This window comes from Clavibacter sp. MX14-G9D, from assembly GCF_032917815.1.
GTDB lineage: Bacteria > Actinomycetota > Actinomycetes > Actinomycetales > Microbacteriaceae > Clavibacter > Clavibacter michiganensis_K.
The window spans coordinates 1-20,777 of the sequence record NZ_JAVCVL010000028.1 but is presented as its reverse complement, the minus strand read 5'-3'; the positions used below and the strand labels follow the sequence as shown (position 1 = coordinate 20,777).

Genomic DNA, 20,777 nt, shown 5'->3' with positions numbered 1-20,777 from the left:
GGCTCGGGCGCGCTGCTCGCGCACCTGGCGCCCGACCCGGCGTTCACGCGGCTCGTCGGCACGGACGTCGGCGTCCGCGACCTGGAGGCGGCGGCCCGGCGCCTCGGCCTGCGGGACGCGAGCGACCGGGTGCGCGAGCGGGTCGCTCTGCTGCAGTCCTCGGCGACCTACGAGGACCCGCGCATCGCCGGTCTCGACGCGATCGTGCTGATGGAGGTCATCGAGCACGTGGACCTCGACCGGCACGGCGCCCTCGAGTCGTCGGTCTTCGGATCCGCCGCCCCGGGCACCGTCGTCGTGACGACGCCGAACGCGGAGCACAACGCGCTCTACCCGGGTCTCGACGCCGGCGCGCTCCGGCACCCCGACCACCGCTTCGAGTGGACCCGTGCCGAGTTCGCCGCCTGGGCGGCCCGCGTCGCCGACCGGCACGGCTACCACGTGGAGATGCGGCCCGTCGGCGAGGCCGATCCCGTCCACGGCTCCCCCACCCAGCTCGCCCTCTTCCGGAAGGCCGTCTCCCGATGACCGACGCACCCGCCGCCGTGACGCCCGAGGCTGCGCCCGCCCTGCCCCTTCCCCGCATGTCGCTCGTGCTGCTGGTCGGCGCGAGCGGATCCGGCAAGTCCACCTTCGCGCGCACGCACTTCGGCCCCTACGAGGTCCTCTCGAGCGACGTGTTCCGCGGACTCGTCTCGAACGACGAGAACGACCAGAGCGCGACCCCGGCTGCCTTCGAGGCGCTCCGCCACGTCGCGTCCCAGCGGCTGCGGGCCGGGCTGCTCACGGTGATCGACGCCACGAACGTTCAGGCCGAGTCCCGCCGCTCGCTCGTGCAGCTCGCCCGCGACCACGACGTCCTGCCCGTCGCGATCGTGCTCGACGTGCCCGTGGGCGTCTGCGTGGAGCGGAACGCGGCCCGTACCGACCGTGACTTCGGCGCGTCCGTCGTGAAGCGCCAGCACGATCAGCTCCAGCGGTCGCTGAAGGGCCTCGGTCGCGAGGGCTTCCGGAAGGTGCACGTGCTGCGCGGCGTCGAGGAGGTCGCCGCCGCGCGGTTCACCGTCGAGCCGCTGCTCAACGACCGCCGCTCCGAGCGCGGCCCGTTCGACGCGATCGGCGACGTGCACGGCTGCCGCGCCGAGCTCGAGACGCTGCTCCAGCAGCTCGGCTACGCCATCCGGCGCGACGAGCGCGGCCGGCCGGTCGACGCCGAGCACCCCGAGGGCCGCCGCGCCGTGTTCCTCGGCGACCTCGTGGACCGGGGGCCCGACACCCCGGGCGTGCTCCGGCTCGCGATGGGGATGGTGCGCGCCGGCCACGCGCTCGCCGTCCCCGGCAACCACGAGGCCAAGCTCGTGCGGGCGCTGCAGGGAAAGAAGGTGACCGTCGCGCACGGCCTGGGCGAGTCGCTGGCCCAGCTCGCGGAGGAGGACGAGGCCTTCCGCATCGACGTGGAGCGCTTCTGCCGGGAGCTCGTCTCGCACCTCGTGCTCGACGGCGGCGACCTCGTGGTGGCGCACGCCGGCCTCATCGAGGCGTACCACGGGAGGGCGTCCGGACGCGTGCGGTCGTTCGCGCTCTACGGCGACACCACGGGCGAGACCGACGAGTACGGCCTGCCGGTGCGCCTGCCGTGGGCCGCCGACTACCGCGGATCCGCGACCGTGCTCTACGGGCACGTGCCGACCCTGGAGGCCGAGTGGGTCAACGGCACGATGTGCCTCGACACCGGGTGCGTCTTCGGCGGGAAGCTGAGCGCCCTCCGCTGGCCGGAGCGCGAGGTCGTCTCCGTGCCCGCCGAGCGCGTCTGGTACGAGCCGGTCGCGCCGCTGGACCGGTCGGCGAGCGCGCCCGCCGTGCCCGCGCGGGATCCGGGCCTCCTCCGCATCGACGACGTCCTCGGCAAGCAGGTCGTGGAGACGCGCGCGGCCGGCCGCATCGGGATCCGCGAGGACGCCGCGGCGGGCGCCCTCGAGACCATGAGCCGCTTCGCCATCGACCCGCGGCACCTCGTCTACCTGCCGCCGACGATGAGCCCGCCGTCGACGTCCGCGCACGACGACGTGCTCGAGCACCCGGCCGAGGCGTTCGAGGCGTACCGCCGCGACGGGCTCGAGCGGGTGATCTGCGAGGAGAAGCACATGGGATCCCGCGCGGTCGTGCTCCTCACCCGCGACGCGGCGCGGTTCGACGCGCCCGAGGGCTGGCGCGGCGTCGTGCACACGCGCACGGGCCGTCCGTTCCTCGATGCCGGCGAGACCGATGCGCTCCTCGCCCGGCTGGACGCGGCGGTCGAGGCAGCGGGGCTCTGGGCGGAGCTGGACACGTCGTGGATCCTGCTCGACGCGGAGCTGCTGCCGTGGTCGATGAAGGCGGGACCGCTGATCCGGGAGCAGTACGCGTCCGTCGGCGCCGCCGCGACCGCCGCGCTGCCCGCCGCCGTCCGCACCCTGGAGCGGGCCGCGGCCGCCGGCGTCGACGTGGCCGACCTCCTGGACCGGACGCGCGCCCGGGCCGCGGATGCGGAGGCGTACGTCGCCGCCTACCGCCGCCACGCGGCGCCGTGCACGGGCCTCGAGGACGTGCGGCTCGCGCCGTTCCAGCTCCTCGCCACCGAGGGCGCCACGCACGTCGCGCGCGACCACGCCTGGCACCTGGAGCTCGCGGACCGGCTGGCCGCCGCGGATCCGGGGCTCGTGATCCCGACCCGCTCCGTCTCCGTGGACCTCGGGTCCCCCGAGTCCGAGGCGGCCGCGACGCGCTGGTGGGAGGACCTGACGGCCGCGGGCGGCGAGGGCATGGTCGTGAAGCCGACCGGGGGCCTCGTCCGCGGCCGGAAGTCGCTCGCGCAGCCCGGCATCAAGGTGCGCGGTCGCGAGTACCTGCGCATCGTCTACGGCCCCGACTACACGGAGCCCGCGAACCTCCGCCGCCTGCGCGACCGCGACGTCGGCCGCAAGCGGTCGATGGCGCTGCGCGAGTACGCGCTCGGGATCGAGGCCGTCGAGCGCTTCGTCGCGGGTGAGCCGACCTGGCGCGTCCACCAGGCGGTGTTCGGCGTGCTCGCGATGGAGTCCGAGCCGGTGGACCCGCGGCTGTGACGCCGGCTGGTCGCGCCCATCTGCGGACGCGACCGGCCGGCATCACGCCCCGCCGCGGTTCCCCTCCAGCGTGAAGGTGAAGACGTCCTCGTCGAAGGCGCTGTAGCCCGCGTAGTCGAGCAGCTCGTAGAGGCGCGCGCGGGTCTGCATCTCGGGCACCCTCCCGGCGAGCGTGCCCTCCTCGAGGATCGCGTCGAGGCCGCGCTCGGCGGCGCCCATCGCGAGGCGCAGCAGCGAGACCGGGTAGATCACGATGTCCACTCCCACGTCGCGCAGCTGGGAGGTGGTGAACAGCTCGCTCTTCCCGAACTCGGTCATGTTGGCGAGGATCGGCACGTCCACCGCGGCGCGCATGGCCGCGAACTCGGCGAGGTCGGCCATCGCCTCGGGGAAGATCGCGTCGGCGCCCGCGTCGACCAGCGCGCGGGCGCGGTCGACGGCGGCGTCCATGCCGTCGACGCCGCGCACGTCGGTGCGGGCCATGATCAGCAGGTCCGGGTCGCGGCGGGCGTCCACCGCGGCGCGGATCCGCTTCAGCGCGGTCGACTCGTCGACCACCTGCTTGCCGTCGAGGTGGCCGCAGCGCTTCGGGTTCACCTGGTCCTCGATGTGGAGGCCCGCGACGCCCGCGTCCTCGAGCATCTGCACGGTGCGGGCCACGTTCATCGGCTCGCCGAACCCCGTGTCCGCGTCGACGAGGCACGGCAGGTCGGTGACGCGCGCGATCTGCTGCGAGCGCCCGGCGACCTCGGTGAGGGTGGTGAGCCCGATGTCCGGGAGCCCGAGGTCGGCGGAGAGCACGGCGCCCGAGATGTAGACCCCGTCCATGCCCTTGTCCTGGATGAGCCGGGCCGAGAGCGGGTTGAACGCGCCGGGCATGCGGATCAGCTCGCCGCTCGCGAGGCGCTCGCGGAACGCGCGGCGCTTGGCGGCGGCGGTGAGGGCGGAGTGCAGCACTAGAGGAGTCCCTTCGGGGAGCCGGCGCGCTCGAGGAGGCCGGGTCGGGCGGTGACGGTGAGGCCGGCGAGCTCGTCGGCGGCGAGCTCCGGCAGGCGCTCGACGAGCGCCAGGAAGCGCTCGACCTCGGCCTCCTCGAGCACCCCGTCGGCGAGGGTGCGGAGCTTGGCGACGTAGTCGGCGCGCGCGAACGGGCGGGCGCCGAGCGGGTGCGCGTCGGCGACGGCGATCTCGTCGACGATGGTCGAGCCGTCCGTCAGGCGGATCTCGACGCGGCCGCCGAACGCCTTCTCCGCCGGGTCCATGGAGTGGTAGCGGCGCGTCCACTCGGGGTCCTCCGTGGTCGTGACGCGGCGCCACAGGTCGACCGTGTCGGGGCGGCCGGCGCGCTCGGGCGCGTACGAGTCGACGTGATGCCAGGCGCCGTCCTGCAGGGCGACGGTGAAGATGTACGGGATCGAGTGGTCGAGGGTCTCGCGACTGGCCCGCGGGTCGTACTTCTGCGGGTCGTTGGCGCCGGATCCGATGACCACGTGGGTGTGGTGCGAGGAGTGGATGAGGACGCGGTCGACGGCGTCCGCGTCGGCGAGCACCGGGTGCGCGTGGTGCAGGCGACGGGCGAGGTCGATCCACGCCTGCGCCTGGTACTCCGCCGAGTGCTCCTTCGTGTACGTGTCGAGGATCGCCCGCTTGGCCTCGCCGGGCCCGGGCAGCGGCACGTCGTAGCCGGCGCCGGGGCCGTCGAGGAGCCACGCGATCACGCCGTCCTCGCCCTCGTAGATGGGCGTGGGGCTGGTCTGCCCGCGCATGGCGCGGTCGATCGCCTCGACGGCCATCTTCCCGGCGAAGGCGGGCGCGTGCGCCTTCCAGGTGCTGATGGCGCCCTTGCGGGACTGCCGGGTCGCGGTGGTGGTGTGCAGGGCCTGGCCGACGGCCTGGAACACCGTCTCCGCGTCGAGGCCGAGGAGCGTGCCGATGCCGGCGGCGGCCGACGGGCCGAGGTGCGCGACGTGGTCGATCTTGTGCGCGTGCAGGCTGATGGCCTTCACGAGGTCCACCTGGATCTCGTAGCCGGTCGCGATGCCGCGCACGACGTCCGCGCCGGTGATCGGGCGGCCGTCGGGACGGCCGGCAGCGGCGGCGTGCTGCGCGGCGGCGAGGATCGGCGGGATGTTGTCGCCCGGGTGCGAGTACTCCGCGGCGAGGAACGTGTCGTGGTAGTCGAGCTCGCGCACGGCCACGCCGTTGGCCCACGCGGCCCACTCGGCGCTCACGCGGGTGGCGGGATCCGCTCCCACGACCGTCGCGCCGGCACCGCCCGTGGACGGTCCGTGCGCGAGGGCCTGCGCGCGGGCCGCGACGACGGGCGCGCGGGTGAGCGACGCGGTCGCCACGGCGGCGTTGTCGATGATGCGGTTGACGATCATCTCGGTGACGTCGGCGTCGACCTCGACGGGATCCGCGGCGACGGCGGCGATGCGCCCCGCCAGCTGCTCCCCGGGAGGCAGGGCCTCGTCGCTGCGGTGGACGCGGACGCGGTGGATCTGCATGCTGTTCCTCACGGTCGGGCGCCGGACGTGGAGGGCTCGTGACCTCGTCCGCGCGGCACCGGTCCAGCGTATCCACCGCTCGGCCCGTCCTACGCTGGCGTGTGCTCACCGTCTCCCCGGAGTCCCCCCGCCGCGACGACGTGCTGCCGCTGCTGCGGCAGGCCGACGAGTACGCGCTCGCGCTGTACCCCGCGGAGAGCTACCACTCGCTCGACGTCGCCGCGCTGGAGCGTCCGGGCGTGGTCCTCCTCGTGGCGCGCGACGGCGGCCGCGCGCTCGGCACGGCGGCGGTCGTGGACGGCGGCGACGGGTCCGCGGAGCTGAAGCGGGTGTTCGTCACCGACGCCGCGCGCGGCCTCGGCGTCGGGCGGGCGCTCCTCGCGGCGGCGGAGGCCTCCGCCCGGGACGCGGGTGCGACGCTCATGCGGCTCGAGACGGGCCTCCCGCAGACCGCCGCGATCGCCCTCTACGAGCGCGCCGGCTACCGGCACGTGCCCCGCTTCGGCCCGTACGCGGCCGATCCGACGAGCGTCTGCATGGAGAGGGACCTCCGGCGGGCGGCGGGACCCCTCCCCCGCTGGATCCTCCGCCCCGCGCTCCCCGACGACGCCGGCTGGATGGCCGAGCTCCGCGCCGTCGTGCTCCGCCCCGACCTCGAGCGGCTCGGGCGCTTCGATCCGATGCGGGTCCGGCGCCGCCTCCTCGACGGATGGGCCGCCGAGCGCACCTCCGTCATCCGGGTGGACGGCCGCGACGCGGGACTCGTGGCCTGCCGCGAGGAGCCGGACGCGTGGTGGGTGGAGCACCTCTACCTGGACCCCGCCGCGCAGGGCCGCGGCATCGGCGGCGAGGTGCTCGCCGACCTCATGGACCGGCACGACGACGGTCGGCCGTTCCGCCTCGACGTGCTGCAGGGCAGCCCGGCCCGGCGCCTGTACGAGCGGGCCGGCTTCCGGGTGGAGCGCGAGGACGCGGTGGACGCGTGGCTCGTGGCGCCCGGTCGCGGCACGACCGCCGGCCCGGTCGCGCCCTCCCCGCGTCGATAGCCTCGGGGCATGGTCACCCATCGCGTCCCGGACGCCGTCGTCGCCGCGTGGCGCGCGGCCACCTCCCCCGGCCGCCTCATCCTCGCCGCGAAGACCGCGCTCGCGGTCGGCATCGCCTGGGCCGTGGCGCCCTACGTGCCCGGCGTCGCGAGCGAGTACCCCTACTACGCGCCGCTCGGCGCGCTGGTGAGCATGTACCCGACGCTCATGGGATCGGCGCGGACGGGGCTGCAGACGCTCCTGGGGCTCGCCGCGGGGATCCTGCTCGCGACCGCGGTCATCATGACCACGGGCCCGTCGTGGTGGTCGATCCCGGTGATCGTCGGCATCGGCGTGATCCTCTCGGGCTCCGGCTGGTTCGGCGCCGGCCGCGAGTACGTGCCGATGGCGGCGCTGTTCGTGCTCATCATCGGCGGGCAGGACGCCGACCAGTACTCGCTCGGCTACGTCGCGCAGATGGCCGTGGGCGTCGTGACCGGGCTCCTCGTCAACGTGCTCGTCGTCCCCCGGCTGTCGAGCGGGGCGGCGAGCGCCCGCATCAGCGCCTTCCAGCACGAGGTCGCGCAGCGCCTCCGGGAGGTGGGCGACGCGGTGGAGTCCGAGGCGCCGCCCGCGCACGCCGACTGGATCCGCGCGAGCGAGGGCCTCGCCGACACCGCGCGGGCCGTGCGCGCCGACCTGCGGGAGGCCGACGAGAGCCGGAAGGGCAACCCGCGGGCGCTCGTGAACAAGCGGGACGTGCGCATCGACCACGCCCGGCTCGAGGCGATGGACCAGATCGTCTGGCACGTGCGCGACGTCTCCGCGGCGCTCGCCGACACCATCTGGCAGCAGCGCGGGGCGTCCGCCCTGGACCGCGACGTCGCCGCTCCCGTCCGCGACGCCTGCCACGCGGTGGCCGACGTGCTCGACCTCGACGACCCGGACTCCCCCGAGCGGCACCGCGCGATGGGCGAGGCCGCCCGGCGGGTGCGCCTGCTCGTGGAGGCGGTGGACCGCCGGTCGCAGGAGCTCGGCCGCGCGATGGGCCCCGGGGTGCTCACCGCGATGCACCTCAAGCGCGTGCTGCGGCACCTCGAGCCCGTGGACGCGGCGGAGTCACCGGCTCCCTAGCGCGGGCCCGGATCCGGCCGCCGACCCGGCCCCCGCGACCGCGGCCGCCGCGGTCCCGGTCTCCCCGCCGCCGGGCAGCCCCTCCACCCGCGCGTCGAAGCGCACCGCGACGATGCCCGCCACGATGAGCAGCCCGCCGACCAGCTGGAGCGCCGTGAGCGCCTCGCCGAGCAGCAGCCACGCCCAGGCGCCGGCCGCCGCCACCTCGAGGAGGCCCGTGAAGGACGCGAGGCGGGATCCGAGCATGCCGCCCGCGGTGATCCCCGCCCCGTAGGCGAGCGCCGTCGCGACGACGCCGACCACGAGCATCGGCACCCACCACGGGACGACGCTGCCGAGCATCACGACGTCGGCGACGGATCCGGTGAAGGGCAGGATCCCGGTCACGCCCACGAGCGCCAGCAGCACCGCCGCGACGAGCAGGCCCGCTGCGGCGAGCGCCACAGGGGGCAGCCCGTCCGCGCCGCGGGCCGCGATGGCGAAGTAGCCCGCGCAGCCGACCATCGCGCCGACGGCGAAGAGGAGCCCGACGGGGTCCAGCGCCCCGCCGCCCGACGGCGACACCACGAGCGCGAGCCCGCCCGCCGCCGCGACGGATCCGAGGAGCACGGGCACCGCGGGTCGCCGCCCGCTCATCGCCCACGCCACCGCCACGAGCAGCAGCGGCGCCATGAACTCGATGAGGATCGCCGTGCCGACCGGGATCCGCTCGATGGCCGCGAAGTACATGACCTGCGCGCCCGCGACGCCCACGAGCGCCATGCCGAGCACGCGGCGCCACGCCCGCAGCACGGGCCGCAGGTCGCCGCGCAGCTGGACGAGCGCGACGGGGGCGAGGATCAGCCCGCCGATGAGCGCCCGCAGCGTCACGGCGGCGACCGGGCTCCATCCGGCGGCGAGCAGCGGCTTCACGAAGGCGCCCGACAGCCCGAAGGACGCGGCGGCCACGACCGCGAGGACCAGTCCGGTGGTGAGGTGGCCGCGTTCCATGGTGCACTCGTCTCGTCAGGGGCCATGCGGCCTACGCTCCTGACGCTAGACTCGTCGTGGATAAGGAGTCAAATTGCTTTTCGCCCCTGACACGGAGGACGTGCTCACGTTCGACGCCGTCATCCTCAACACGGCCCCGCGCGCCACCCGGACCGGGCTCGACCTGCTGGCCACCCCGGAGCAGCTCGCCGACCTGATGACCCGCAACGGCTTCTCCGGCCGATTCGACCGCGATGAGCGCGAGCTCCGCGAGGTGCACGACGCCCGCGCCCGGCTGCGCGCCATCTGGACCCTGGACCGCGACGCCATGGTGGACCCCGTCAACGAGCTGCTCGCCCGCCACCGGGCCTCCCCGCGGCTCGTCCGGCACGACGCCCTCGACTGGCACCTGCACGCGACGCCCGACGACGCCCCGCTCGCCGACCGCGTGCTCGTGGAGGCCGCGATGGCGCTCGTCGACGTGGTGCGCTCCGACGCGACCGACCGCCTCCGGGTGTGCGCCGCCGACGACTGCGACGGCGTGCTCGTCGACCTCTCGCGCAACGGCTCGAAGCGGTTCTGCAGCGTGCGCTGCGGCAACCGGATGAACATGGTGGCGTTCCGCGAGCGCCGCGCGCAGGATCCGACCGGCTAGGCGACGACGCCCGCGGCGGCCGGGGCCGCCGGGATCACCGGGCCTGCAGCGCCGCCTGGTACAGGTCGCGCTTGCCGAGGCCGGTCGCCTCCGCGATGGTGCCCGCGGCGTCCTTGAGGCGGGCGCCGTCGGCCACGAGCTCCAGCACCTGCGCGACGCCCGTGGCGAGGTCGACCTCGAGGGCCGCGGCCCCCTCCGCGACCACCACGATCTCCCCGCGCACGCCCTCGGCCGCCCAGGCGGCGAGCTCGGCGGCGGTGCCGCGGCGCACCTCCTCGTACAGCTTCGTGAGCTCGCGGCAGACGACCAGCCGGCGGTCGGGGCCCCACTCGGCGACGACGTCCTCGAGCGACGCGTGCAGCCGGTTCGGCGACTCGAAGAACACCATCGTGCGGCGCTCGCGCACCAGCTCGCGGAGCACGCGGCGGCGGTCGCCGCCCTTCCGCGGCAGGAAGCCCTCGAACGCGAAGCGGTCGGTGGGGAGGCCGGAGACGGCGAGCGCGGTGATCACGGCGCTCGGCCCGGGCAGCGCGGTCACGCGGACCCCCGCCGCGGCCGCGGCCTCCACGAGGTGGAAGCCGGGGTCGGAGATGGCCGGCATGCCGGCGTCCGAGAGCACGAGCACGTCGGTCTCGCGCGCGAGCTCGACGAGGTCGGCGGAGCGCTCCTGCTCGTTGTGGTCGTGCAGCGCGATGAGGCGCGGCCGGTTCTCGACGCCGAGCGCGCCGAGCAGGCGGATGGTCGTGCGGGTGTCCTCCGCGGCGACGACGGTGGCGGAGCCGAGCGCCTCCACGAGCCGCCGCGACGCGTCGCCCAGGTTGCCGATGGGGGTCGCGCCGAGGATGATCACCGCTCGATCATCCCATCCGGGGCGGGGCGATCCCGGCCGGTCGCCTCGGCGTCGCCCTCGACCGCGGGGTCGTCGATCCCGGGGCCACCGGGGCCGCTCCGGCCGCGGATCCCGTTCACGATGCCGGCCCCGATCGCGAGGAGCCCCAGGGGCACGCCGAGCAGCACGACGGTGTCCAGCTTTCCGCCGCTCCGGATCTCCCCGAACGCGCCCGTGAGACCGAGCATCGAGACCGCGCACAGCACGACGCCGAGGGCGATGAGGCCCCAGGTGTCCGGCCATCGCCGCTCCCGCCGCAGGAACACGCGTCAGCCCGCGGCGGGCGCGTCCGCGGCGGGCGCATCCGCACCGACGGCGGCGAGCACCACCGGGTCGGCGCACCCGCGCGCGAACCCGTCGATGCGCCGGTCCATGTCGCGCTGCAGGATCCACGCGCCGATCCGCTCGGCGACCGGCGCGAGCCAGGCGGGCCGGCAGGCGAAGTTGTAGCGCCAGGTCGCGAGCGTGCGGCCCGGCTCGCCCTCGGCGGCCGCGAAGCGCCAGCCGCCACCCATGCGGGCGAAGAACCACGACCCCTGGGTCATGCGCATGCCGACGTTCGTGGGCGGCTGGTGCGAGACGTACTCGCTCACCATGCTCAGCCCCAGGCGCGAGACCGTGAACGTGCGGACGCCCTTCGCCGGCTCGGTCGCGCCGCCCATGAGGTGCTGGTGGGCGATGAACGGATCCCATCGCTTCCGGACGGCGCCCTGCGTCTGGGAGACGGCGAACGCGACCTCGGGCGCGACGGGGACGATGCGGCGGGACTCGACGACGGGCACGGCCCCATGCTGGCACGCGCGTCGGCGCGGCGGCCTCCCCGCGCCCCCGCGTCCACCCGGCCGCGACGCCGCTCCGGGCTCCGGCATCCGGGCGACCCGACCGCCCGGCCGCGACCGGCGCACCGCGGCGGGCGCACGGCGCTCCCCATCCTGCGTACGCTCGGAGCAGCGGCCCCGCGGGGCCGACGGCGCCCGGACCGGGCGCGACGCACCACCACCACCTGCGAGGAGCACCACGTGGACGACGCCATCCCGACGGACGCCATCGAGACGCACGCCGTCCCCGAGCCGGAGCCCACGGAGATCACGTACGACGACAACCGCTTCCCGGCGCGCCCCGCACGGCTGCGCTCCCGGCCGCAGATGCGGGCCAGCGGGATCCGCCGCTCGTCGTCGGACCCGCGCGCCGCCGACGCGTCGAACCCCTCCTACGTGGAGTGGCTCCGCCGCCAGTCGATGCTCGGCGACGCCGACGTGCTGAGCCGCGGGCTCTCCGGCTCGCCGAGCATGTGGTCGAACCCCTACGCCCGGCCGGACGCGCGCCGCGCCATCGACACGGCGTCGGTCTGGTTCACCGCCTACCCGATCTCGCTCATCACGAAGGGCGGCGAGTCGTACCTGGCCGCCCTCGGCGACCCGCAGCTGTGGGAGATCTTCCAGCGCATCGGCATCGAGGCCGTGCACACCGGCCCCGTGAAGCTCGCTGGCGGCATCACCGAGTGGTCGCAGACCGCGAGCGTCGACGGCCACTTCGACCGCATCAGCACCCAGATCGACGCGGCCTTCGGCACGGAGGACGAGTTCCGCCGCCTCACCGAGGTCGCCGACCAGCACGGCGGCAGCGTCATCGACGACATCGTGCCCGGCCACACCGGCAAGGGCGCCGACTTCCGCCTCGCCGAGATGGGCTACAAGGACTTCCCCGGGATCTACCACATGGTCGAGATCCCCGAGGAGGACTGGCACCTGCTGCCGGACGTGCTCCCCGGCCGCGACGCCGTGAACCTCGACGTGGCCGCCGAGCAGGCGCTCGCCGACCAGGGCTACATCATCGGCCGCCTGCAGCGCGTCATCTTCTACGCACCGGGCGTCAAGGAGACCAACTGGAGCGCCACCGCGCCCGTGCTCGGCGTCGACGGCCGGACCCGCCGCTGGGTGTACCTGCACTACTTCAAGCAGGGCCAGCCCTCCATCAACTGGCTGGACCCCACGTTCGCCGGCATGCGCATGGTCATCGGCGACGCCCTGCACTCCCTCGGCGACCTCGGCGCGAGCGCGCTGCGGCTCGACGCGAACGGCTTCCTCGGCGTGGAGAAGAGCGTCGAGGGGCCGGCCTGGTCCGAGGGCCACCCGCTCTCCGAGGCGGCGAACCACCTCATCGCGAGCATGGTGCGTAAGGTCGGCGGCTTCTCCTTCCAGGAGCTGAACCTGACGATGGAGGACATCCGCGACACCGGCCGCGTCGGCGCCGACCTCTCCTACGACTTCATCAACCGGCCCGCGTACCAGCACGCCCTCGCGACCGGCGACACGGAGTTCCTGCGGCTCACGCTCCGCACCTCGCTCGAGGTGGGCGTCGAGCCCGTCACCCTCGTGCACGCGCTGCAGAACCACGACGAGCTCACGTACGAGCTCGTGCACTGGGCGACCGAGCACTGCGCCGACGTCTTCCCCTTCCGGGGCGACGAGATGACGGGCGCCGACCTCGCCGAGACGATCCGCGGGGACCTCCTCGAGGAGCTCACGGGCGACAGCGCCGACTACAACCACGTGTTCACGACCAACGGCATCGCCTGCACCACGACCTCGGTCATCGCGGCCGCGCAGGGCTTCGCGACCCTCGACGCGATCGGGGACGACGACGTGGACGGGATCCGCGCCGCGCACCTCCTGCTGGCGAAGTTCAACGCGTGGCAGCCGGGCGTCTTCGCCCTCTCCGCGTGGGACCTGCTCGGCGTGCTGCCGCTGCAGGCGTCCCAGGTGGCCGACCTCATCGAGGGCGGCGACACGCGCTGGGTCCACCGGGGCGGCCACGACCTGCTCGACGCGGCGCCCGAGGCGACCGCGTCCGGCGCCGGCATGCCGCGCGGCCGCTCGCTGTACGGATCCCTCCCCGCGCAGATCGAGGACCCGGCGTCGTTCGCGTCCGGGCTCCGCAGCGTGCTCGAGGTGCGCGAGCGCTTCGACGTGGCCGTCGGCACCCAGCTCGACGTGCCGGACGTCGGGCACCCCGGCATGCTCGTGATGGTGCACCGCCTCGACAACGGCGACCCGTCGGGCGACGCCCGCCTGCAGCTCACGGTGCTGAACTTCACGGGCGAGTCGATCCTCGCGACGGTGCGCTCCGAGCACCTCCCGAGCCGCCGCGCGGTGCGGGACGCCACCACCGACGAGGTCATCGGCCAGGTCGACGACCTGTCCAGCTTCCCCGTGCAGCTGGAGCCCTACGCGGGCCTGTTCCTGCTGCTCGACGAGGAGCAGGAGCCCGACGAGGACGACGCCGCGCGGTAGGCGCGGCCGCGCGTCAGCCCAGGACGACGAACCCCAGCACGGCGGCCGGGCGTCAGCCCAGGACGACGAACCCCAGCACGGCCGCCGCGAGCGCGAGCACGAGGAGCGCGAGCGGCGGCACGACGGGCTCGCGGCGGCGGGCGTGCACGACGACGGCGCCGGTCATCAGCACCGCGAGGCCGACCGCCGCGACGGGGCTGAGCACCGGCGCGATGCCGGTGGCGAGGGGCAGGACCAGGCCGATCGCCCCGACGACCTCGAGGGCGGCGATCGCCTTCACGGCGGCCGCGGGGAAGCCCTCGGCCCACGGCATCCCGCCATCGACGAGCGCCTCCCGCGAGCGGACGAGCTTCAGGATCCCGGCGCCGAGCATGGCGACGGCGAGCATGGCGGAGACGGCCCAGAGGACGATGAGCACGGGATCCCCCTTCGTGCGCGGCCGGTGGACATGCCGACCGTAGCGCCGGGCGTCCGCCGTGTCGACGGGGAGGCGGACGCGGACCGGGCCCGTCGTGCCGCCGCGGTCCGGCGCCAGCCGCGGAAGGCCCCGGCGCCCCGGACGCCGCGCACCCGCGTGCGATGATGAGCCGTGCCCGACATGCCCCACCGCCCTGCCGAGCACGCAGCCGACGAGCGCATGCCCGTGGACGGATCCGCCGTCGCCCTCGACGCCCCCACGCGCGTGTCGCGCCGCGCCGACGAGCGCGCGCTCACCGCCCGCGGATCCCGCCTCGACGACGCCTGGGCGCGCCTCGTCTCGACGCCCGGCCGCCGCCGCGCCTGGCACTGGGGCGCCCCGATCCTCATCACGCTGCTCGCGGCCGTCCTCCGCATCCAGAGCCTCGGCCACCCGGCGACCCTCGTGTTCGACGAGACCTTCTACGTCAAGGACGCGTGGACGCTGCTGCACCTCGGCTACGAGGGCTCGTGGCCGAACGAGCCGAACCCGGACTTCATCGCCGGCCGGACCGACGAGTACCTCATCGCGCCCGCGTTCGTCGCGCATCCGCCGCTCGGCAAGTGGGTCATCGCGCTCGGCCTCGCGGTCTTCGGCGCGGGCGACCCGGTAGGCTGGCGCATCGCCACGGCCGTGGTCGGCACCCTCGCGGTCCCCGTCCTCATGCTCATCGCCCGCCGCCTCACCGGCTCCGCGGTCGTCGCCGCGATGGCCGGGCTCCTCTTCGCGATCGACGGCCACGCCATCGTGATGAGCCGCGTCGCGCTCCTCGACACGCACGTCATGTTCTTCGGCCTGCTCGGCTTCGGGGCGATGCTCCTCGACCGCACCTGGCACGAGCGGCGCTTCGAGCGGCTCCTCGCCCTCCGGCGCGACGCCCGGCCCGAGAGCGCGCGCCCGCTCGAGTGGGGCCCCGTCGTCCTCTGGCGGCCGTGGCTGGTCGCCGCCGGAATCGCGTTCGGCGCGACCAGCTCGGTGAAGTGGTCGGGGATCTTCTTCCTCGCGGGCTTCGGCCTCTACGCCGTGCTCACCGACATGCTGCTGCGCCGCCGCCACGGCCTCGCCGCCTGGTTCACGGCCGGCGCCGTGATGCAGGGCCCCGTCTCGGCGCTCCTCCTCGTGCCGCCCGCCGTCGCCGCGTTCCTCGCGTCGTACGCGGGGTGGTTCGCGACCTCGAACGGGTACTTCCGCGGCTGGGCGGCGGAGGGGCGGAACGCCTGGGAGGGCGGCCTCGGATGGGTGCCGCTGCCCGTGCAGAGCCTCTGGCACTACCTGTCGCAGCAGTACGAGTTCAACGTGGGGCTCGACGTGACGCACCCGTACCGGGCGGATCCGCGCCTCTGGCTGCTGCTCTACCGGCCGACGCAGTTCTACTACGAGGCCTACGGCCCCGGCGAGGCCGGCTGCACGATCGACGCGTGCTCGGCGTCGATCACGTCGATTGCGAACCCGCTCACCTGGTGGCTCTCCGTGGCCGCGATGCTGTACCTGCTCTACCGCCTCGCCGCACGGCGCGAGTGGCGCGTGGGCCTCGTGCTCATGGGGATGGTCGTGGGCTACCTGCCGTGGCTGCTGTACGTGAACCGCACGGTCTTCCAGTTCTACTCGATCGCCTTCGAGCCGTACCTCCTTCTCTGCCTCGCGATGGTGCTCGGCATGGTCCTCGGCGACCGGACGGATCCGCGGCCGCGGCGCACGCGCGGCGTCGTGATCGTGGGCTCGGTGCTCGTCGCATGCGTCCTCGTGAGCGCCTTCTTCTACCCGCTGTGGACCGGGCAGCTCATCCCCACCTGGTTCTGGCGCCTGCACGCCTGGATCCCCTCGGGCTGGATCTGATGCCCGCCACGACCTCCCGCCTCCACCCCGCGCTCCCCGGTCTCGCCGCCGCGGCGGCCGCCGCGCTCGCGGCGTGGGGGGTGCACGCCCTCGTCCCGGCGATCCCGCTGCTCACGGTCGCGGTGGCGCTCGGCATCGTCGCGGCGCAGGTGCCGGCCGCGCGTCCCGCCCTCACGGGCCCGCTGAAGCCGGGGCTCACCCTGGCGTCGAAGCGGCTCATGCGGATCGGCGTGGTGCTCCTCGGCCTGCAGCTCGGCCTCTCCGACATCGTCGGCCTCGGCTGGCGCGCGGTGCTGCTCGTGGTCGCCGTGGTGGTGCTGTCGTTCGCCGGCACCTGGGCCATCGCCCGCGCGCTGCGCATGCCGGGGCAGCAGCCGCTCCTCCTCGCCACCGGCTTCTCCATCTGCGGCGCGAGCGCGATCGGCGCGATGGCGGGCGTCACGCGCGCGAAGCCGGCCGACCAGGGCGCGCCCGTCGCGCTCGTGACCCTGTGCGGCACGCTCGCGATCGCCGTCCTGCCGCCCCTCGCGGGGCCGCTCGGCCTCGACGACGTGGCCTTCGGGCACTGGGTGGGCGCGGGCGTGCACGACGTGGGCCAGGTCGTGGCGACCGCGCAGATCGCCGGATCCGCGGCCCTCACCATCGCCATCGCCGTGAAGCTCACCCGCGTGCTCCTGCTGGCGCCCGTGGTCGCCGTCGCCGGCGTCGTCATGCGCCGCCGCGAGGGCCGGGTCGAGGGCGCCGCGCGCCCGCCGATCGTGCCGCTGTTCGTCGTCGGCTTCCTCGCCGCCGTGCTGGTGCGCACCTTCGTGCCCCTGCCGGACGGCGTGCTCGAGGCGGCGCAGGTCGCGCAGACCGCGCTCCTCGCCGTGGCGCTCGTGGCCCTCGGATCCGCGGTGCGCCTCCGCGAGCTCGTCGGCCAGGGCGGCTCCGCGCTGGCCGCGGGGCTCCTCTCCTGGGCGCTCGTCGCGGGCCTCGCGCTCGCGGCCGTGCGCCTGTCCTGACCGGGGCCGGGCCCGCATGTCGCCGCATTACGCCGCGGCCGGGGAACCGTCGGGATCCCGGGCTAGCGTGACCCCATGGTCGATCGCGAGTACGGGTTCAGGACGAGGGCGATCCACGCGGGCAACATCCCCGACGCCACCACGGGTGCGCGCGCCCTCCCCATCTACCAGTCGAGCGCGTTCGTCTTCGACGACACGGCCGACGCCGCCGCGCGCTTCGCGCTGCAGAAGTACGGCAACGTCTACTCGCGCCTGTCGAACCCCACGGTCGCGTCGTTCGAGGAGCGCGTCGCGAGCCTCGAGGGCGGCCTGGGCGCGGTCGCCACGGCCAGCGGGCTGAGCGCGCAGTACATCACCTTCGCGTCGCTCGCAGGCGCCGGCGACCACATCGTCGCCTCCGCGAACCTCTACGGCGGATCCATCACGCAGCTCGACGTGACCCTCCGCCGCTTCGGCGTCGAGACCACGTTCGTGCAGTCGAGCGACCCGGCCGACTACGCCGCCGCCATCACCGACCGCACCAAGCTCGTCTTCGCGGAGACGGTCGCGAACCCGTCCGGCGAGATCGCCGACATCGAGGGCCTCGCCGCGGTCGCGCACGCGGCCGGCGTCCCGCTCGTCATCGACTCCACCATCGCCACGCCGTACCTCAACCGGCCCATCGAGTGGGGCGCCGACATCGTCATCCACTCGGCCACGAAGTTCCTCGGCGGGCACGGCACGACGCTCGGCGGCGTGGTCGTCGAGTCCGGCCTCTTCGACTGGGAGAGCGCGCGCTTCCCGCTGCTCGACCAGCCCGTGCCGAGCTACGGCGGCCTCAACTGGACCGGCAACTTCGGCGAGTACGCGTTCCTCACCCGCCTCCGCGCCGAGCAGCTGCGCGACATCGGGCCGGCGCTCGCGCCGCACTCCGCGTTCCTCCTCGCGCAGGGCGTCGAGACCCTCCCGTACCGGATGCAGGCGCACGTCGACAACGCGCGCCGCGTCGCCGAGTGGCTGGACGGGGATCCGCGCATCACCGCCGTCAACTGGGCCGGCCTCCCCGCGCACCCGCACCACGAGCGGGCGCGCAAGTACCTGCCGACCGGGCCCGGATCCGTCTTCACCTTCGAGGTCGCGGGCGGCCGCGCGGTCGGCCAGCGCTTCATCGAGTCGGTCGAGCTCGCGAGCCACCTCGCCAACATCGGCGACGCGAAGACGCTCGTCATACACCCGGCCTCCACGACCCACGCGCAGCTCAGCGAGGCGCAGCTCGTCGACGCGGGCGTGCTGCCCGGCATCGTCCGCATCAGCGTCGGCATCGAGGACGTCGACGACATCATCCACGACCTGGACCAGGCGCTCGACGCCGCCACGGAGGGAGCGAAGTGAGCTTCGACACCGGCGGGGTGCCGCCCGAGCGCACCGGATCCACTCCCCACCCGGCCGCGGACGCCGCCGACCTCGCGCCGCTCGACCCCGCCGAGGAGTCCGCCGACCGCGCGGCCGGCGACGCCGCGGAGGCGCGGGTCCCCGCGGCCGCTCCGGCCGAGGTCGTCGAGCCCGTGCAGGACCCGGGCGCCGACGGCACCCAGACGACGCAGCTCCAGAACGGCCTCACCTGCGCCATCCCCCGCTCCAGCCCGCTCGCGGCGCTGCTCCGGTCGGAGGGCACCTGGACGGGCCCGAGCGCCAAGGAGCGCCTCGCGATCCTCCGCCGCGCGAAGAGCGTCGCCATCGTCGGCGCCTCCCCGAACCCGGCGCGGTCCAGCTACTTCGTCGGCACGTACCTGCAGCAGTCGAGCGGCTACCGCGTCTACTTCGTGAACCCGAACGCGACCGAGATCCTCGGCCAGAGGGCGTACCCGGACCTGGCGTCGCTCCCCGAGGTGCCCGACATCGTCGACGTGTTCCGCAAGGCGAGCGACATCCCGTCCGTGGTGGACGACGTGGTCGCCGTGGGCGCGCCCGTCATCTGGGTGCAGCTCGGCATCTGGAACCAGGAGGCGGCGGAGGACGCCGAGGCCCGCGGCCTCACCGTCGTCATGGACCGCTGCATCAAGGTCGAGCACGCGCGCTTCCACGGCGGGCTGCACCTGCTCGGCTTCGACACCGGCGTCATCAGCTCGCGGAAGGCCGCAGTCTAGCGGCGGGTCCGGGCGGCGCGATGGCGTGCGGCGCCGTCACCCGCGGTCCGGGACCCGGCGGTCACCAGCCGAGCGTGCCGGGTGCGCCCTTGAAGGGGCCCACCACGCGCGGCGTGATCCAGCCGCCGTAGAAGTCGCCCTCCTGCGCCTGGACGGTCACGCCGTCGACGGTGCATCGGTCCATCGCGGAGGGGTACACCGCGATCATGTCGACGAGCCGCTCGAAGCCGCGGGTCGGGGACGGGTACCACCACGCCGACCGCTCCGCCGTGACCCCGCCGGCCGCGAGGCTGAGGTACGACGCCTCGCCCTTGTACTCGCACCACGAGCGACCCGCCGCGGAGGAGAGCACCCCCGCGGCGAAGTCGCCGGAGGGGATGTAGTAGACGGGCGGGTGGCTCGTCTCGAGCACCCGGACCGCGGCCCGGGTGTCGGCGACGACCCGGCCACCGAGCTCGATCACGACGTGCTCGCCGCTCGGGTCGACGCGCGGCGGGCGGGGGTAGTCCCAGACCGACTCCTGCCCCTCGCCGGGGGTCTCGCGGGGACGGCGGACAGGGGGGATGCGCATGCGCCGACGGTACCGCGGGCTCCTGAGCGCCCCGGATCCCGCGCCCGGACAGCCCGGAGGACATCGCCGCGTAAAGACGTATCCACTAAACGTTTTTGCACAAATAGTCCCCCGGGTGCTTGACTGGGGCACGTCCACCCGCATTCGGGTGTCACACAGCACGACATCTTTGAGGAGCAACACATGGGCATCATCGGTTTTCTGGTTCTGGGTCTGATCGCCGGAGCGCTCGCCAAGCTGATCCTCCCGGGCAAGCAGGGTGGCGGAATCATCGTCACGCTGATCCTGGGCGTCGTCGGCGCATTCCTCGGCGGCTTCATCGGCAGCGCCCTCTTCGGGAAGGGCGTCGACAGCTTCGACCTCGGCTCGCTCGCGCTCGCCATCGTCGGCGCGATCATCGTCCTGCTGGTCTACGGCGCGATCGTCGGCCGCAAGAAGGCCTAGTCTTCCTGCACCACGGAGCCCCCGTCGCCCGACCGCATGGTCCGGCGGCGGGGGCTCCCTGCATCCCCGCCCCTGTCCGACTGGGGACCGCGTTCCTGTCGGGCCGCTGATCCGGCCGGGGCGGTGCGCGGCGCGTGCCTACGATGACCGCATGCCCGACGTCGCCGCCCCCACCCGCTCGCGCACGGCCGCCGTCCTCGTGGCCGTGGCCCTGCCCCCGCTCGCCCTCGCCGCGGCGGGCCTCAGCCACCCGACCCAGCTGACCGACGCGACCGCCGTGCACTGGCGCGACCTGCACATCGCGCTGCTCCCGGTCTTCCCGCTGCTCGCCATCGCGCCGATCCTCCTCACCCGCCGCCACGACCGCCGCCTCGGCGTCGTCGCGATCGTCCTCGGCTTCGCGTACGCCGTCTGCTACCAGGCCCTCGACATCCTCGCCGGCATCGCCGCCGGCGCCCTGAAGCTCGAGGGCGGCCAGGGCGTGACCACCATGTACGCGCTCGCCGACGGCATCGTCGTCACCGGGGTGTGGTCCTACGTCGCGGTGACCGTGCTCGCGAGCGCGCTCGTGATCCGGCACGCGGGCCTCCGGGCGCTGCCCGGTGCGCTGATCGCGGTGGTCGCCGCCGTCTCGTTCGTCGACAGCCACATCTTCTTCCCGCGGGGCGTCGTCACCATGCTCGGCCTCGCCGTCGGCTGGACGTGGCTGGCGCTCGCCTCGCGGGGAGCCGCCCGCCGCGGCCGCGCCCCCGTCGGGCCCGCC

Annotated in this window: 20 protein-coding genes; 12 read left to right on the top strand and 8 right to left on the bottom strand. The window is 74.7% G+C overall.

The genetic code is table 11. The features are described from left to right. A partial coding sequence (locus tag Q6969_RS04665; protein ID WP_396335512.1) for a methyltransferase occupies positions 1-528 on the top strand: 528 nt, incomplete at its 5' end. Beyond that, positions 525-3,104 carry a polynucleotide kinase-phosphatase gene (locus Q6969_RS04660; RefSeq protein WP_317229388.1) on the top strand — a complete coding sequence of 860 codons (2,580 nt, stop codon included), beginning with the start codon at positions 525-527 and terminating at the stop codon, positions 3,102-3,104. The genes Q6969_RS04665 and Q6969_RS04660, both read left to right, overlap by 4 nt. A 42-nt stretch (positions 3,105-3,146) precedes the next feature. On the opposite strand, the gene prpB is transcribed toward Q6969_RS04660, so the two are convergent. Both prpB and Q6969_RS04650 read right to left on the bottom strand, forming a co-directional pair. After that, positions 3,147-4,061, bottom strand: a complete 915-nt coding sequence (prpB, locus tag Q6969_RS04655; RefSeq protein ID WP_317229387.1) for a methylisocitrate lyase — start codon at positions 4,059-4,061, stop codon at positions 3,147-3,149. Beyond that, positions 4,061-5,611, bottom strand: coding sequence for an MmgE/PrpD family protein (locus Q6969_RS04650; RefSeq protein ID WP_317229386.1), 1,551 nt, complete (start codon positions 5,609-5,611; stop codon positions 4,061-4,063). Before Q6969_RS04650 ends, prpB begins: the two co-directional genes overlap by 1 nt. A 101-nt stretch (positions 5,612-5,712) precedes the next feature. Here Q6969_RS04650 and Q6969_RS04645 point away from each other — a divergent pair, with 101 nt between their 5' ends. Then, positions 5,713-6,657: a GNAT family N-acetyltransferase gene (locus tag Q6969_RS04645; RefSeq protein WP_317229385.1), complete on the top strand. Its 945-nt coding sequence runs from the start codon at positions 5,713-5,715 to the stop codon at positions 6,655-6,657. 9 nt (positions 6,658-6,666) lie between these two features. Beyond that, the gene (locus Q6969_RS04640) at positions 6,667-7,770 is read left to right on the top strand and encodes an aromatic acid exporter family protein (RefSeq protein ID WP_317229384.1); all 1,104 of its coding nucleotides are present in this window, start codon (positions 6,667-6,669) and stop codon (positions 7,768-7,770) included. On the opposite strand, the gene Q6969_RS04635 is transcribed toward Q6969_RS04640, so the two are convergent. Then, positions 7,756-8,760, bottom strand: a complete 1,005-nt coding sequence (locus Q6969_RS04635; RefSeq protein ID WP_317229383.1) for a DMT family transporter — start codon at positions 8,758-8,760, stop codon at positions 7,756-7,758. The genes Q6969_RS04640 and Q6969_RS04635 overlap by 15 nt on opposite strands. A 73-nt stretch (positions 8,761-8,833) precedes the next feature. On the opposite strand from Q6969_RS04635, the gene Q6969_RS04630 reads away from it, so the two are divergent. Beyond that, positions 8,834-9,394, top strand: a complete 561-nt coding sequence (locus Q6969_RS04630; protein WP_317229382.1) for a CGNR zinc finger domain-containing protein — start codon at positions 8,834-8,836, stop codon at positions 9,392-9,394. Between the two features lie 34 nt (positions 9,395-9,428). Here Q6969_RS04630 and rsmI read toward each other — a convergent pair whose 3' ends face one another. Genes rsmI through Q6969_RS04615 form a run of 3 tightly spaced genes read right to left on the bottom strand, consistent with a single transcriptional unit; the run spans position 9,429 to position 11,065 of the window. Further along, positions 9,429-10,244, bottom strand: coding sequence for a 16S rRNA (cytidine(1402)-2'-O)-methyltransferase (rsmI, locus tag Q6969_RS04625; RefSeq protein ID WP_317229381.1), 816 nt, complete (start codon positions 10,242-10,244; stop codon positions 9,429-9,431). Then, positions 10,241-10,549, bottom strand: coding sequence for a hypothetical protein (locus tag Q6969_RS04620; RefSeq protein WP_317229380.1), 309 nt, complete (start codon positions 10,547-10,549; stop codon positions 10,241-10,243). Before Q6969_RS04620 ends, rsmI begins: the two co-directional genes overlap by 4 nt. 3 nt (positions 10,550-10,552) lie before the next feature. Next, positions 10,553-11,065: an SRPBCC family protein gene (locus Q6969_RS04615; RefSeq protein WP_317229379.1), complete on the bottom strand. Its 513-nt coding sequence runs from the start codon at positions 11,063-11,065 to the stop codon at positions 10,553-10,555. Positions 11,066-11,302: 237 nt separating this feature from the next. On the opposite strand from Q6969_RS04615, the gene treS reads away from it, so the two are divergent. Further along, on the top strand, positions 11,303-13,576 hold the full coding sequence (gene treS / locus Q6969_RS04610; protein ID WP_396335511.1) for a maltose alpha-D-glucosyltransferase: 2,274 nt from the start codon (positions 11,303-11,305) through the stop codon (positions 13,574-13,576). A gap of 52 nt (positions 13,577-13,628) precedes the next feature. Here the strand turns inward: treS and Q6969_RS04605 are convergent, their stop codons facing one another. Further along, the gene (locus Q6969_RS04605) at positions 13,629-13,994 is read right to left on the bottom strand and encodes a DoxX family protein (protein ID WP_317229378.1); all 366 of its coding nucleotides are present in this window, start codon (positions 13,992-13,994) and stop codon (positions 13,629-13,631) included. Between the two features lie 180 nt (positions 13,995-14,174). On the opposite strand from Q6969_RS04605, the gene Q6969_RS04600 reads away from it, so the two are divergent. From Q6969_RS04600 to Q6969_RS04585, 4 genes are all read left to right on the top strand, one after another. Then, complete coding sequence (locus Q6969_RS04600; RefSeq protein WP_317229390.1) at positions 14,175-15,869, top strand: phospholipid carrier-dependent glycosyltransferase; 1,695 nt, start codon at positions 14,175-14,177, stop codon at positions 15,867-15,869. Next, positions 15,869-16,873 (top strand): putative sulfate exporter family transporter, encoded by a 1,005-nt coding sequence (locus Q6969_RS04595; protein ID WP_317229377.1) that lies wholly within the window; start codon positions 15,869-15,871, stop codon positions 16,871-16,873. The genes Q6969_RS04600 and Q6969_RS04595 overlap by 1 nt, the downstream gene beginning before the upstream one ends. Before the next feature lie 75 nt (positions 16,874-16,948). Beyond that, positions 16,949-18,244, top strand: a complete 1,296-nt coding sequence (locus Q6969_RS04590; protein WP_317229376.1) for an O-acetylhomoserine aminocarboxypropyltransferase/cysteine synthase family protein — start codon at positions 16,949-16,951, stop codon at positions 18,242-18,244. A 236-nt stretch (positions 18,245-18,480) separates the two neighbouring features. Continuing rightward, positions 18,481-18,999 carry a CoA-binding protein gene (locus tag Q6969_RS04585; RefSeq protein WP_317229389.1) on the top strand — a complete coding sequence of 173 codons (519 nt, stop codon included), beginning with the start codon at positions 18,481-18,483 and terminating at the stop codon, positions 18,997-18,999. A gap of 61 nt (positions 19,000-19,060) precedes the next feature. Here Q6969_RS04585 and Q6969_RS04580 read toward each other — a convergent pair whose 3' ends face one another. Then, positions 19,061-19,570, bottom strand: a complete 510-nt coding sequence (locus tag Q6969_RS04580; RefSeq protein WP_317229375.1) for a DUF427 domain-containing protein — start codon at positions 19,568-19,570, stop codon at positions 19,061-19,063. Between the two features lie 183 nt (positions 19,571-19,753). Between Q6969_RS04580 and Q6969_RS04575 the strand changes: the two genes are divergently transcribed. Further along, entirely contained in the window at positions 19,754-20,014 is a 261-nt protein-coding gene (locus Q6969_RS04575) for a GlsB/YeaQ/YmgE family stress response membrane protein (RefSeq protein WP_015491009.1), read from the top strand. A 151-nt stretch (positions 20,015-20,165) separates the two neighbouring features. Continuing rightward, the coding region (locus Q6969_RS04570; RefSeq protein ID WP_317229374.1) for a hypothetical protein at positions 20,166-20,777 on the top strand (612 nt) is incomplete at its 3' end.